Origin of the sequence: Caulobacter zeae (genome assembly GCF_002858925.1) — a bacterium.
Taxonomy (GTDB): Bacteria; Pseudomonadota; Alphaproteobacteria; order Caulobacterales; family Caulobacteraceae; genus Caulobacter; species Caulobacter zeae.
On record NZ_PJRS01000028.1, the window covers coordinates 15739 to 30150 of the forward strand.

Genomic DNA, 14412 nt, shown 5'->3' on the forward strand with positions numbered 1-14412 from the left:
GGCAATCTGGTCCCGGCGACGCAAGATGACTGGATTTCGCATGCTGAGCCTGATCGCTCTGGCCGTTTCGGCCTACAAGAACCGCGCCGCCCTGTAATTCGGCCGCGGTCGCCCCGGTTTCGGGGCCCACGAGGAAATGGCCCGCGCGCTCCGGCTCGCGGGCCTTTCTTTTGGGTGCGATGCAGCAATCGGTGTTCGTCGAAGATGCTTGCATAACGAGACTGATGGTCTAGGCTTCCGTCCGCCAGCCTGGGGAGGACGGCATGAAGATCGCGCGCCAACCGTCGGTGAAGACCTCGCTTGGGGTCACCGACCATCCCTACATGACCGGCGCCTGGACGCCGCAGCACGAGGAGCTCGACGCCGAGGACCTGGTGGTGCTGGAGGGCGCGATCCCGCCGCAGCTGGACGGGGTCTATCTGCGCAACACCGAGAACCCGGCGCACGAGCCGCTGGGTCGCTACCATCCGTTCGACGGCGACGGCATGGTCCACCAGATCGAGTTCCAGGACGGGACGGCGCGCTATCGCAACCGCTTCATCCGCACGCGCGGCTTCGAAGCCGAGCAGGAGGCGGGCCAGAGCCTGTGGGGCGGGCTGGCCGACGGGCCGGGGGTGTCGCTGCGACCGGGGTTCGGCGCGCATGGAGCGCTGAAGGACACCGCCAGCACCGACATCGTCGTCCACGCCGGCGAGGCGATCGCCACCTTCTACCAGTGCGGCGAGGCCTATCGGCTGGACCCGCTGACCCTGGAGACGCTGGGACCGGCCTCGTGGGCGCCGCTGGACGGTGTGTCGGCCCACGCCAAGGTCGATCCGGCGACCGGCGAGCTGCTGTTCTTCAACTACTCCAAGCACGCGCCCTACATGCATTTCGGCGTCGTCGACGCCTCGGGCCGGCGGACGCTGTACCAGCCCGTGCCGCTGCCGGGCCCGCGCCTGCCGCACGACATGGCGTTCAGCCAGAACTGGGCGATCCTCAACGACCTGCCGGTGTTCTGGGACTCAGGCCTGCTGGAGCGCGACATCCACGCGGTGCGCCTGCACAAGGGCCTGCCGTCGCGCTTCGCCCTCGTGCCCCGCAAGGGCGGCGAGCCGCGCTGGTTCGAGGCCGCGCCGACCTATGTGCTGCACTTCCTCAACGCCTACGAGGAGGGCGACGAGGTGGTGGTCGACGGCTACTTCCAGGAAAACCCGACGCCCAGACCGCTTGCGGATGCGCCCGAGCCGTACGCCCACCTGATGGCCTATCTGGACGAGCACAGCTTCCGGCCCAAGCTCCACCGCTGGCGGTTCAACCTGGCGACCGGCGAGACGGTCGAGCAACGGCTGGACGACCGGGTGCTGGAGTTCGGCATGTTCAACCAGGCCTGGGCCGGTAAGCCCTATCGCTATGCCTATTCGACGACGGCCAAGCCGGGCTGGTTCCTGTTCGACGGCTTCGTCAAGCACGACCTCGTCACCGGCGAGAGCCGGAGCCTGAAGCTGCCGGAAGGACGCTACGCCAGCGAGGCGCCGTTCGCGGGCCGTCCGGGTGCGACAGACGAGGACGACGGCTGGCTGGTCAGCTTCATCATCGACGAGAACACCGGAACCTCGGAGTGCCTGGTGGTGGATGCGCGGACGATGGAGCCCGCGTGCCGGATCGCGCTGCCGCACAAGATCAGCAGCGGGACGCACTCGGTGTGGGCGGGGCGGGGGGAGCTTCGCTAAACCTTCTCCCAGAGGGAGAAGGAGGGGCCCGCGCCGAAGGCGTGGGAGGATGAGGGGTTACACGGTCGGCCGGCGTGCCGGTACGATCTCGGGCAGGGCGGCCAGGGTTCCTAACCCCTCACCCTCCCAGGCTTCGCCTGGGCCCCTCCCTCTCCCTATGGGAGAGGTGTTTTTTGGGGAAACCACGGCACGAACCCGGAGGTCCGCGCCACATAGGCCGCGTAGTCGGGCCTCGTCTTCTTCAGGCGGCCTTCGGTGGTGGGCACGCCGCTCCAGCGGATCAGGGTGAAGGTCAGCAGGGCCGGGCCGATCATCGACAACGGGCCCCAGGGCAGGGCCTCGGCGGCGATCAGGAACAGGCCCCACCAGGTGCAGGCGTCGCCGAAATAGTTGGGGTGGCGGGTGTAGCGCCACAGGCCCTTGTCCATGACCTTGCCGGCGTTGGCCGGGTCGGCCTTGAAGGCCACGAGCTGGGCGTCGCCGACGGTCTCGAAGACGATGCCAAGCACCGCCAGGGCCGCGCCGGCGATGGCCAGCGGGCCGAGCGGGCCGGGCGCCTGGCCCAGCTGCACGGGCAGGGCGACCACGAACTGCATGACGTATTGCAGGGCGAAGACCAGCAGCAGCGAGGTCTTGGCGAAGCTCCAGCCGCGTTCCTTCTCGGCATGGGCCAGCATGGCGACGTAGCGGCGGTCGGCGCCGTGCTTGCGCCAGCGCCACAGCAAATAGCCGCCCAGGCGCGCGGCCCAGACAGTGCAGATGGCGGTCAGCAGCATGCCGCGCGGCGTCGGCGGGCCTTGCAGGAAGGCGGTCCAGGCGATCAGCGCCATGCCCAGCCCCCACCAGGCGTCGATGAAGCTGACGTCGCGGATCTTCAGCGAGGTCAGCCACAGCGCCAGGAAGGCGGCGGCCGAGACGGCGGCGTCGACCAGCAGGATCTGCAGCATGTCAGGTTCCGATCACCAGGCTGACCGTGGTGGTGGTCGAGCCGCCGATATTGAGGGTCTGGACGTTGCGGGCGCCGTCGACCTGATAGTCGCCGGCCGTCCCGGTGGTCTGCTTGAAGGCGTCCAGCACCATGCGCACGCCGGTGGCGCCGACGGGGTGGCCCGCGCCGATCAGGCCGCCTGACGGATTGACCGCCAGCTTGCCGCCGATGGCGATGTCGCCGGCCTCGATCGCCTTCCAGGCCTCGCCGGGCGCGGTGAGGCCCAGGTGGTCGATGGCCATGTATTCGGTGACGGCGAAGCAGTCGTGGGTCTCGACGGCATGGATGTCGGCCAGGGACAGGCCGGCCCGTGCGCGGGCGTCGTCGATGGCGCGGCGCACCTGCGGGAAGACGTGGCCGCCGTTTCTGCTCGCAGCCAGCTTGCGGTCGAGCGGGATCGGGGCCGAGCGGTGGCCCCAGCCCTTGATGCGCGGCAGGCTCTCGAGCGGAATGCCGCGGGCGTCGGCATAGGCCCTGGCGCGCTCGGGCGAGGCCAGGAAGATCACCGCGGTTCCGTCGGTGACCTGGCCGCAGTCCTGCTTGCGGGTGCGGCCCTCGACCACCGGATTGGCCACGTCGTCGGCGGTGAAGGCTTCGGGGGCGAAGCGCCAGTCGCGGGTCTGGGCGTTGGGGTTGCGGCGGCCGTTGGCGAAGTTCTGTTCGGCGATCGCCATCAGGTGCTCGTAACGCAGGCCAAAGCGCTGGTCGTAGACCTCGGCCAGGTCGGAGAAGGCGGCGGGCCACAGGAAGCGGGCGTCCTGGAACTCGTGGCCGGTCCAGGCGGCCGCCCCCAGGTGCTCGGCGGCGGTCTGGCCGGGGACGTTGCGCATCTGCTCGATCCCGATCACGCAGGACAGGCCGTAGCGGCCGGCCTCGATCTCGGCGGCGGCGGCCAGGACGGCGCAACTGCCCGAGGCGCAGGCGGCCTCGTGGCGCATGGTCGGCAGGCCGTCGAGGTCGGGATGGACCAGGCCAAAGAAGCCGCCCAGCAGGCCCTGGCCCGCGAACAGTTCGCCGGCGAAGTTGCCGACGTGGCCGGTCTCGATGTCGGAAGGGGCGAGGTCGGCGGCCGCAAGTCCCTGCGCCACCGCCTCGCCAAACGCGTCGGCCAGGCCCCAGCCCCGGCGCGACCAGTTCGCGGAGAAGTCGCTCTGCCATCCCCCCAGGATGTAGACCATGGCTGCCTCCGCGCCGGCGAGATTGCCCGTCCCCGCTCTTGTTAGTCTCGTTATAAAAGCTACTGGCGGGCGAGGCAATCGGCCAAGATTGACAGGCGGCCGCGAACGCTCGCACCAAGGGGAAGATGTCGCCCGAAAACCACAGTTTCCGCACGGTGCGCGCCAGTTCGGCGGCGCGGGCGCTGAACGTCATCGGCGATCGCTGGACGCTGCTGGCGCTGTACGCGGCGTTCCGTGGCGTCAGCCGGTTCGACGGCTTCGTGGCCCATACCGGCATGGCCCGCTCGCTGTTGACCGACCGGCTGGGCCGGCTGGAGGGCGCGGGGATCCTGGAGCGGCGGCCCTACCAGCAACGGCCCGTCCGGCACGGCTATCACCTGACGGCCAAGGGGCTGGACCTGTTCGCCGCCGCCCTGATGATCCTGCGCTGGGACCAGAAGCGGGGCGACGCGCCCGTCGACGCCTCTGGCGACCCGGCCCATCGCGTCATGCACCGCACCTGCGGCTGCGAACTGGTGGCGCAGCTGACCTGCAAGGCCTGCGGCGAGGCGGTGACCGCCCGCAACACGACCGTGGCTCCGGGACCGGGGGCGGGCCTGGATCCCGCGCCGGGACCGCGCGCCCAGCGGCGCTCGATCGTCGAGGGCGAGGGCGGGATCCCGCCGGTGGCCGAGCGGGCGATCGCCGTGCTGGGCGACCGCTGGACCTCGCACCTGGTGGCGGCGGCGTTCTACGGCCTGCGCCGGTTCGCCGACCTGCAGGCCGAGCTGGGCGCGGCCAGCAACATCCTCTCCGACCGCCTGGCGCGGCTGACGGCGCTGGGGGTGCTGGATCGCGTCCGCTACCAGGAGCGGCCCGAGCGCTGGGAGTACCGCCTGACCGACGAGGGGCGGGAGCTGTTTCCGCTGCTCGTGACGCTGATGGCCTGGGGCGATCGCTGGCTGGCGGGGCCGCAAGGCGCGCCCGAGGTGCTGACCCATGGGCCGTGCGGCCAGCCGCTGGAGGCGGTGGTGAGGTGCGCGGTCTGCGGCGGGGTGGTCGGGCCTGAGACGACCGTGCTGGTGTAGAGGCGGGGGAGCCCCCTCAGTCGGCTTTGCCGACAGCTCCCCCAGAGGGGGAGCATCTTCTTGGCGTGGCGCTTCTAGATCCTCCCCCTTTGGGGGAGGTGGCCTGGAGGGCCGGAGGGGGTCTCCTCCGGCCCCATTGCCTCTACAGCCGATCCACCGGCGAAGCCGTCGCCCCCGGCGCCTCGCGCGGCGTGGTCAGGCGCGAGAGCTTCGGCGTGATCCAGCGCTCGAAGTCGTCGATGACCTCGTAGACCACCGGCACCAGCACCAGCGACAGCAGGGTCGAGGTGATCAGGCCGCCGATCACGGCCACGGCCATGGGTTGGCGGAACTCGGAGCCTTGGCCCAGGCCCAGGGCCGTGGGCAGCATGCCGGCCATCATCGCCAGGGTGGTCATCACGATCGGGCGGGCCCGCTCGTGGCAGGCGTCGATCAGGGCCTCGCGCTGGGTCATGCCGGCGCGCTCCTGCTCGATGGCGTATTCGACCAGAAGGATCGAGTTCTTGGCCGCCAGGCCCATCAGCATCAGGAAGCCGATCAGCGACGGCATCGACAGCGGCTGGCGGCAGACCACCAGCGCCACGAGGGCGCCGCTGATGGCCAGCGGCAGGGCCGAGATGATGGTGATCGGCTTGAAGAAGCTGCGGAACAGCAGGACGAGCACGCCGAACACCAGGCCGATCGCCGATAGGATGGCGACGGCGAAGCCGCTGAAGAGTTCGGTGAACGCCTCCTGGTCGCCGGCCGAGGCCGGGGTGACGCCGGCGGGCAGGTTCTTCATCGACTCCAGCTTGCCGATCTCTTCCAGCGCCTGGCCCAGCTGGGCCTTGCCGGCGAGGTCGGCCTCGACGGTCAGCTGACGCTTGCGGCCGAAGCGGTCGATCTTGGCGGGACCGGCCTGGAAGTCGATGTCGGCGACGCTGTCGAGGCGGGTGACGCCGCCGCTGGCGGTGGGCACCTGCAGGGCGCCGATCGCAGCCAGGTCCGAGCGCGCGCCGTCGGGCAGGCGGATGCGGATCGGGATGCGGCGCTCGCCCTGGGTCATCTTGGCGACGTTGGCGTCGATGTCGCCCACCGTGGCCACGCGGGCGATGGCGGCGATGTCGGCCACCGAGACGCCCAGGCGGGCGGCCTCGTCGGCGCGCGGCCGGATGACGATCTCCGGGCCGCTGGGCGGGGAGGAGGGGCGCGGGTCGGCCACGGTCTTCAGGGTCCGCATCTCGCGCTCGATATCCAGGGCGGCCTTGTCGAGGGCCAGACCATCGTCGGAGGTGATGATGTTCTGGATGTCGGCCGAGCCCCAGTCGCTCTGCAGGTTGACGCGGGCGTCTGGAATGTCGCGCAGGCCGGCGCGGATCTCCTGCTTGATCTCGGTGACGGTCAGCTTGCGGTCGCCGGTGAGCACGACGGTGACGGTGCCGTCGCGAACGTCGGCGCCGCTCTGGCCGCCGAAGCCGCTGGCGATGTTGGAGCCGACCTGGACGAAGACGTGCTCGGTCTCGGGGCGGGCCTTGAACATCCTGGTCACGGCCTGGACCGTGCGGTCCATGTCGGTGACGGTCGCGCCGGGCGGGCCTTGCAGCTTGATGTAATAGTAGTTGGCGTTGCCGGCCGGCTGGAAGCCGACGGGCAGCACGCCGATCGACGCCAGGAAGCCGGCCCCGACCAGCGAGCCGACGGTCAGCACGCCGCCGAGGATGAAGCTGATGATCCGGTGGTCCAGCGCCCAGTCGAGGCTCTTGCGGTAGAGGCCCTCGAACGGTTTGCGCGGATGCGGCTTCTTGGCCGGCTTGAGGAAGTAGGCGGCCAGCAGCGGGGTCAGCAGGCGGGCCACGACCAGCGAGAACAGCACCGAGACCGCGACGGTCAGGCCGAACTCCTTGAAGAACTGGCCGGGGATGCCGGGCATGTAGGACACCGGCACGAACACCGCGACGATGGTGAAGGTGGTGGCCACGACCGCCAGGCCGATGGCGTCGGCCCCCTCCATCGCCGCCTGGTAGGGACGCTCGCCCTTGGACACCCGTTTCTCGATGTTCTCGATCTCGACGATGGCGTCGTCGACCAGGATGCCGATGACCAGGGTCAGGGCCAGCAGGGTGACGACGTTCAGCGAGAAGCCGACCATGGCCATGAAGGCGAAGGTCGGGATCAGCGACACCGGCATGGCGATGGCGGTGATCAGGGTGGCGCGCCACTCGCGCAGGAACAGGAACACCACCAGCGAGGCCAGCAGCATGCCTTCCAGCAGGGTGTGTTCGGTGGCCTTGAAGCTGGCCCGGGTCTCGTCGACGGTGGAGTAGATCTTGGTGAAGGCGACGCCCTTGCTCCTGGCCTCGAGGGCCAGGACGGCCGCCTTCACGCGATCCTCGACCTGCACGTCGCTGGACTCGCGGGTCTTCATGACCTGGAAGGCCACCACGGGCTTGCCGTCGAGACGGGCGAAGCCGCGCTCCTCGCCGGCGCCCTGGCCGACGTCGGCGACGTCGGTCAGCTTCACGTAGCGCGAGCCGACCGGGATGGTGATCTGCTTGAGCTGGTCCAGCGTGTTTGCCGCGCCCAGCACCCGCAGGGTTTGTTCGCGGCCGCCGACCGTGGCCCGGCCGCCTGGCGCGTCGAGGCTGAAATTGGCCAGGGCCTGGTTCAACTGCGGCGCCGTCACGCCGAACGCGGCCATGCGGGCCGGGTCGATGATGACGTTGATCTCGCGCTCGGCGCCGCCGACGCGGGCCACCTGGGCCACGCCCTTCTCGCCCTGCAGGGCGCGGGTGACGGTGTCGTCGACGAACCACGACAGCTCGGCCGTGCTCATCGCCGGGGCCGAGACGGCGTAGGTGATGATCGGCGCGCTGTCGATTTCCAGGCGCTGGACGATCGGCTCGTCGATCTCCTTGGGCAGGCTGGCGCGCGCCTGGTCGACCTTGGAGCGGACCTCGTCGGTGACCTTCTGCAGGTCCTCGCCGAGTTCGAACTCGATGGTGGTGGTCGAGGCGCCCTGGGTGACGGACGAGCGGATGGTCTTGATGTTGGAGATGCCCGAGACCGCGTCCTCGATCGGGCGGGTGACCTGGGTCTCCAGCTCGCCGGGGGCCGCGCCGCTCTGGGTGACCGAGACGGTCACGGCCGGGAAGGTGACGTTCGGGAACTGCTTGACCGGCAGCGACAGGTAGGCCGCGACGCCGGCGATGATCAGGGCGATGAACAGGACCGCGACGGGGATCGGGTTCCGGATCGACCAGGCTGAGATGCGAAGTTCGGCCATCAGTTGGCCGCCTTGACGGGCTGGGGCTTCACCAGGTCGCCGTCGCCAGCGAAGGCGGCCGAGCCGACGATGACGCGCGTGCCGGCGGCGGGGCCCTGGACCAGCTCGACCCAGCCGCCGCCGCGGCGGCCGGTGCGCACCGCAACCTGCTTGGCGCGATTGTTGGCGTCGACGGTCACCACCGACAGGCCCGAGGCGTCGTAGCGGATGGCGGTTTCGGGAACCGCCGTGACCGCCTGGCCCGAGGCCCCGAAGGTCGCCTTGCCGAAGCCCCCGGCCCGCAGGTCCTCGCGCACCGGCAGGCGGATGCGGACCTTGCCCAGGCGGGTGTCGGCGTTGACGCGCGGGCTGACCAGGCGGATGGCGCCGGAGACCTGCTGGCCGCCGGGCAGGGTGACGGTGGCCGGCTGGCCGACCGCCAGGCCCGCCAGGTCCTGCTCGTTGACGTCGGCTTCCAGCTCGACCAGGCCGTCGCGGACGATCCGGAACCAAGGCGTCGTGCCGCCGCCGGAGATCTCGCCCGGCTTGACGCCGCGCTCGATGACCCGGCCGCCGACCGGGGCGACGATGGTCATGCGGCTCTGGCGGGTCTTCAGTTCGTTCAGCGAGGCGGCCTGGGCCTTGGCGGTGTAGCGGCGGCTCTCGATCTGTTCCTGGCTGAGCACGCCCTGGCCGTCGAGGCCGGAGACGCGGGCGGCTTCGGCCTGGGCCTGGGCGGCGACGGCGGCCTGCTGGTCGATCTGGGCGCGCAGCAGGGTGGCGTCCAGCTGCACCAGCGGCTGGCCGGCGCGGACATAGTCGCCCTCGTCGGCATAGATGCGGGCGACGCGGTAGCCGGACAGCTCCGAGCCGACCACGGCCTCGTCGCGGGCCAGCAGCACGCCGGAGGCCTCGATGCCGCCGCCCAGCGGGCGGGTCTCGATCTGGCCGACGCTGACGGCGCGGGCCTGGCTGGCGGGGGCGGCCTTGTCGTCGTCCTTCTTGCCGCAGGCGGTTAGGGCCAGGGCGGACGCGGTCAGCAGGGCGAGCGCGCGGGCGGAAGTGATCGTCATGGTCTGGGTTCTCATCGCGAGGCGCGTTCGGAAGACGTGTCGGCGGGCTGGCTGGCGGCCCGTGGAGGCAGGGGCGCGGGGCTGTCCGGAGACCAGCCGCCGCCCAGCGCCTTGTAGGTCTGCACCGCGCGCAGCAGCGCCTGGGTCTGGGCGCCGGTCAGGGCGGTGCGGGCGCTGCGCCAGCTCTGCTCGTTCTGCAGGTTGGTCGTCTGGTCGGTGAGGCCGGCGGCGTAGCCCCTGCGGCTGGCGGCGTAGGCGTTGGCCGCGCGGGCCTCGCCGGCCTTCAGCAGGGTGACGCGGCGATTGTCCGACGCCAGCTGGGCCATGGCGTTCTCGGCCTCGCCATAGGCGGTCTGCACCGACTTCTCGTAGGCGACGGCGGCCTGCTCGGTGCGGGCGTCCTGGGCGTCGATCTCGGCCAGCAGCTGGGGGATGTTGAGCAGTGGGACCGAGACGTTGCCGCCCAGCGTCCAGGTTCCGGTGGTGGTCGAGACCGTGCCGCCGCCGGCGCCGCCCTGGCCGAAGTTGAAGGCCGGCGAGACGCTCTTGGCCCAGCCGAGACCGGGGGTCAGGGTGAAGGTCGGGAACAGGGCCTTCTGGTTGACCTTGAGATTGCCGGCGGCCGAGGCTAGGCGCGCCTGGGCCTCGCGCACGTCGGGGCGGCGGGCCAGCAGCTCGCCCGGCACCGCGGCCGGGATCGCCGGCGGCTCGGCCAGGGCGGCGTCGACGTCGAGGCTGGCCAGCGGGTCGATCCCGCGCCCGACCAGGATCAGCAGGCTGCGGCGGGCGGCCTGTAGCTGGCTTTCCAGGTCGGCCGCCTGGGCCTGGGACTGAGCGAGGGTGGCCGCGGCGCTGTCGGCTTCGGACCCGGCCGACAGACCCCGGCGGGCCTTTTCGGCGGCGAGGTCGAGCAGGCCCTGGCTGATGCGGGCGCTCTGCCGGGCGTCCTCCAGTTGGACGGCCAGGCCCTTGGCCTCGAAATAGGACTGGGCGACGTTGGCGGCCAGCGCCGCGCGGGCCCCTTCGTAGGCGAAGCGGGCGGCGGCCAGGTCGTTGTTCACGACCTGTAGGCCGGCCTTGCGGCGGCCCAGGTAGTCGAGTTCCCACGAGACGTCGAAACCCAGGCTGTAATTGTCAGCGTTGCCGCCAAGGGTGAAGGCGCCCTCGCCATCCTGATTTAGGATGTCGGTGTGCTGGCGGCTGGCCGCGCCCTTGATCTGGCCCGAGGGGATGAACAGCTGGCGGATCTGGCCCTTGCGCACGGCGCGGGCCTCTTCAAGCACGGCTGCGGCGCTGCGGGCGTCGGGGCTCTTTTCCAGGGCCGTGGCGATCAGGCCGCTCAGCTGCGGGTCGTTGAACTGCGTCCACCACTGGTCGAGGGCGGCGGCGGGCAGGGGCGCGCCCGCGGGGGCCTCGAAGGCGGCGGGCAGGCGGGTGTCGGGCGTGCGGGGCGCGGTGGCGTTGCAGCCGGCAAGGGCCAGCACGGCCAGGCCGGCGCCCGCACCAAGGCCGACCTGCGCGAACAGGCGCGCGGCCGTGCGTCGGCGATCGGCGGTCGCGTCGAAACTCATCAAGAACCTACCCCACTTCCGGACGACCGCCCCTAAACGGACGAACTGGACCGTCGTTCGCTCAATTAGGGCGACTATTCACAAGAAAAAAGCCCGTCTCTCGAAGACGCCAGCCGATTTTCCCATGCCTGCGGTCACTACGTAGGACGGTCGCGCCTTTGCTCGCATGGCGGCCACCCGAATCTGTCAGCAGCCTGGCAGCGCAACGCGACGATTTTTCGAAGCGGACGGCAGGCGGCTTTCGTTGCGCCCTCGTTACGAGCGGTTGACGTTTCTGAAAAACATACCCAATCATCGAAACGTTCGTTCGACTCTCGCCGGCGAGGCGGCTCGCTCACAGGTCGAACAGTTGAAAAGCTTTGCGTACAAAGTATCCGGCGGGAGGGGATCCCAAGGTTGTCGGCATCCAAGTTCGCATCTTCCAATTTCGAAAAGCGTGACCATGGCGCGGCGGGCGGCCGTGCGTCGTCGTCGCGCGCGGAGGATTTCGCCGAGACCTGAGAGAGATCCGTCCTCGCCCAAGCGCTCCGAAAAAGAAGAGACAGACCGGGAGAGGGAAATGACCAGGAAGACCTATCTGCGCGCGGGCTCGGCCTGCGCGCTGGCGGCGGCGCTCGCCGCGGCGGCGGGGGCGGCCAGCGCCCAGGAGAGCACGCAGGTCGAGGAGGTGGTGGTCACCGGCTCCTTCATTCGCGGCACGCCCGAGGACGCGGCCCTGCCGGTCGACGTGATCGGGGCCGAGGAATTGCAGAAGCGCGGCTCGCCCTCGACGGTGGAGCTGATCAAGTCGCTGTCGGTGTCGAGCGGCGTGCTGGGCGACACCAACCAGTTCGACAGCCGGGCCCAGGGCTCGGAGGGCTCGGGCTCGGTGAACCTGCGCGGCCTGGGCTCGCAGCGGACGCTGGTGCTGCTGAACGGCCGGCGCCTGGCGATCAATCCGCTGGCCTCGGCCGGGGCCGGCATCGTCGACACCAACATCATCCCGGCCGCCGCCATCGGCCGGCTGGAGGTGCTGAAGGACGGCGCGGCGGCGACCTATGGCTCGGACGCCATCGCCGGCGTGGTCAACTTCATCACCAAGAAGAACGTCGACGGGCTGGAGGTCGGCGCCGACTACCGGGCCATCGACGGCTCGGACGGCGACTACGGCCTGAACCTCACCTACGGCAAGCCGTGGGACAACGGCGACATGCTGATCAGCATCGGCTGGCAGCATCGCTCCAAGCTCAGCGTCGCCGAACGCGACTGGGCCAACCAGCCCTATCTGTCCAATCCCGAGGCGGGGTGGTCGGCGGCGGGCAGCCCCTCGAGCTTCATCCCCGTGGCCAGCACCACCAGCGGGCTGCGCGACCCGGCCTGCGCGGGGCGGGGCGGCTATCCCGGCTTCAGCGGCCTGACGCCGGTCTGCTACTGGCACTACACGCCGTTCGACAACCTGGTGGAAAAGTCCAACGCCGTGCAGGTCTACGGCGAGATCAACGCCCGGCTTTCGGAGACCACCAGGTTCCACGTCGAGGCGCTGTACGCCCATACCGACGTGCCCGACTGGAACACCTCGCCGTCCTATGCGGCGCTGGCCGTGCCGACGGCCGAGGTGGCGCCGATCCCGCAGCTGGCCGGGCGCTATTTCGTGCCGGCGACCAATCCGGGCCTGATCGCCTTCATGGCCGCCAATCCGACGGTGATGCTGACCAACCTGGGCACCGGGGCCCAGAGCACCGCGCCCGGCACGATCTTCGCCGGCGGCGCGCTGAACGTCGCCAACCGGCCGTTCGGCATCGGCGGCAACCCGGCCTTCGGCTACGGCCCGTCGATCGGCTCGCGCTCGTTCGACGCCTATCGGGTGTCAGCCGACCTGAAGGGCGAGTTCGGCAACGGGATCGGCTGGGAGGCGGCGGTGACCTACTCGCAGGAGGTGGGCATCCGCACCGGCTACGACACCCTGGTCAACCGCTACGCCCTGGCGCTGCGGGGGCTGGGCGGGCCCAACTGCGACAGCAGCCCCTCGACCCCCGGCATCCAGGGTACGCCCGGCGTGGGCGGCTGCATGTACTTCAACCCGTTCGCCAGCGCCCTGCCTAGCAACGCCATCACCGGCGCAGCCAATCCCGGTTACGTCTCCAGCCTGGCCAACAGCAAGGAGCTGACCAGCTGGTTCTTCCAGAAGCTGTCGACCAAGCAGACCTCGCGACTGTTCGTCGCCGAGGCGGTGCTGAACGGCAAGACGAGCATCACCCTGCCGGGCGGCGACATCGCATGGGCGGCCGGGATGCAGTATCGCCGCAGCTACTTCACCGCGACCTACAACGACATCTCCAACGCCCTGATCAATCCGTGCGTCAACACGCCGGACTTCGGGGTGACCACCTGCACGGGCTCGGCGCGGAACGGGCCGTTCATGTTCCTGGGCGTGGGCACGCCGTCGGATAACCAGAGCGACGTCGTGGCCGCCTTCGGCGAGCTCAGCTTGCCGATCACCGAGACGGTGCAGGCCCAGCTGGCGGCGCGCTACGAGGACTATGGCGGGGCGGTGGGCTCGACCTTCAACCCCAAGGCCTCGGTCCGCTGGCAGGCCACGCCCTGGATGGCGGTGCGGGCCTCGGCTGGCTCGACCTTCCGCGGACCGCCCGATCCCCTGACCACCACCACCTCGGTGACCTCGCTGCAAGGCATTCTCGGCGTCTTCCGGGCGGTCGACATCTTCGGCAATCCGAACCTGAAGCCCGAGAAGGCCAACACCTACAATGTCGGCCTGCTGTTCAAGGCCGGCGCCTTCAAGGCCAGCATCGACTACTTCCGGTTCGACTTCAAAAACCCGATCGTGGCCGAGCCGGTGGCCGGCATCACCAACGCGATCTATCCGAACGGGGTGGGGGGAGCCAACAACTGCGCCGACCCGGCCTATGCGGCCCTGGTGGCGCGCTTCACCTTCAACGGGGCCTGCGGCTCGCCGGCCAATATCGCGCGGCTGAAGACCTTCTACATCAACGGCGCGCCGGTGGAGAACTCGGGCTTCGACGTCTCGGCCGACTACAGCTTCGCCGGCGTGCTGGGCGGCGACCTGGCCATCGGCGGCACGGCGACCTGGGTGCAGAAGTACGAGGTGGGGGCGACCACCGTCGAGGGCGTCGTCGTGGAGAAGGCCTTCGATGCGGTGGGCCTGCTGAACTACCAGACCACCGTCGTGCCGATCCCCGAATGGAAGGGCCAGGCCTTCGCCGAGTGGAGCCGCGGGATCCACAACCTGCGCCTGACGGTGAGCTATATCGGCGACTACGCCGACCAGCGCACCGCGCCGTTCGCCACGGGGGCCTACAAGGATGCGACCGGCGCGGCCGTGACGGTGTCGAACGGCAAGACCATCGACGCCCAGGTGCTGACCGACCTGGCCTATCGTGTGCAGCTGCCGCGCGACACGACGGCGACGGTGGCGATCACCAACCTGTTCGACCAGGACCCGTCCTACGCCCGGCTCGACCTGGGCTACGACCCCTTCACCGGCGACCCTCTGGGCCGGACCTACAAGTTCAGCCTGCGCAAGAAGTTCTAGGGATCCCCGCCTCGGGGAACTGACGGCCGACC

8 protein-coding genes are annotated in these 14412 nt (G+C 70.2%); 3 read left to right on the top strand and 5 right to left on the bottom strand.

The annotated features are described in order from the left end of the window. The first annotated feature begins 263 nt into the window (after positions 1-263). Positions 264-1712 carry a carotenoid oxygenase family protein gene (locus tag SGCZBJ_RS14610; protein WP_101718725.1) on the top strand — a complete coding sequence of 483 codons (1449 nt, stop codon included), beginning with the start codon at positions 264-266 and terminating at the stop codon, positions 1710-1712. A 155-nt stretch (positions 1713-1867) separates the two neighbouring features. Here SGCZBJ_RS14610 and SGCZBJ_RS14615 read toward each other — a convergent pair whose 3' ends face one another. Continuing rightward, a complete protein-coding gene (locus tag SGCZBJ_RS14615) occupies positions 1868-2659 on the bottom strand; it encodes a DUF1295 domain-containing protein (RefSeq protein WP_101718726.1) in 792 nt (263 codons plus the stop codon). A gap of 1 nt (position 2660) precedes the next feature. Beyond that, the gene (locus SGCZBJ_RS14620) at positions 2661-3878 is read right to left on the bottom strand and encodes an acetyl-CoA acetyltransferase (protein WP_101718727.1); all 1218 of its coding nucleotides are present in this window, start codon (positions 3876-3878) and stop codon (positions 2661-2663) included. 125 nt (positions 3879-4003) lie between these two features. On the opposite strand from SGCZBJ_RS14620, the gene SGCZBJ_RS14625 reads away from it, so the two are divergent. Further along, on the top strand, positions 4004-4945 hold the full coding sequence (locus SGCZBJ_RS14625; protein ID WP_101718728.1) for a winged helix-turn-helix transcriptional regulator: 942 nt from the start codon (positions 4004-4006) through the stop codon (positions 4943-4945). A 142-nt stretch (positions 4946-5087) separates the two neighbouring features. Here SGCZBJ_RS14625 and SGCZBJ_RS14635 read toward each other — a convergent pair whose 3' ends face one another. From SGCZBJ_RS14635 to SGCZBJ_RS14645, 3 genes are read right to left on the bottom strand one after another with little or no spacing between them, the layout of a single operon-like run. Further along, positions 5088-8207, bottom strand: a complete 3120-nt coding sequence (locus SGCZBJ_RS14635) for an efflux RND transporter permease subunit (protein WP_101718730.1) — start codon at positions 8205-8207, stop codon at positions 5088-5090. Further along, positions 8207-9259: an efflux RND transporter periplasmic adaptor subunit gene (locus SGCZBJ_RS14640; protein WP_240621515.1), complete on the bottom strand. Its 1053-nt coding sequence runs from the start codon at positions 9257-9259 to the stop codon at positions 8207-8209. The genes SGCZBJ_RS14635 and SGCZBJ_RS14640 overlap by 1 nt, the downstream gene beginning before the upstream one ends. Positions 9260-9270: 11 nt before the next feature. Further along, positions 9271-10830, bottom strand: a complete 1560-nt coding sequence (locus SGCZBJ_RS14645; RefSeq protein ID WP_101718732.1) for an efflux transporter outer membrane subunit — start codon at positions 10828-10830, stop codon at positions 9271-9273. 559 nt (positions 10831-11389) lie between these two features. On the opposite strand from SGCZBJ_RS14645, the gene SGCZBJ_RS14650 reads away from it, so the two are divergent. Next, positions 11390-14380: a TonB-dependent receptor gene (locus SGCZBJ_RS14650; RefSeq protein ID WP_240621516.1), complete on the top strand. Its 2991-nt coding sequence runs from the start codon at positions 11390-11392 to the stop codon at positions 14378-14380. Positions 14381-14412 lie beyond the last annotated feature (32 nt).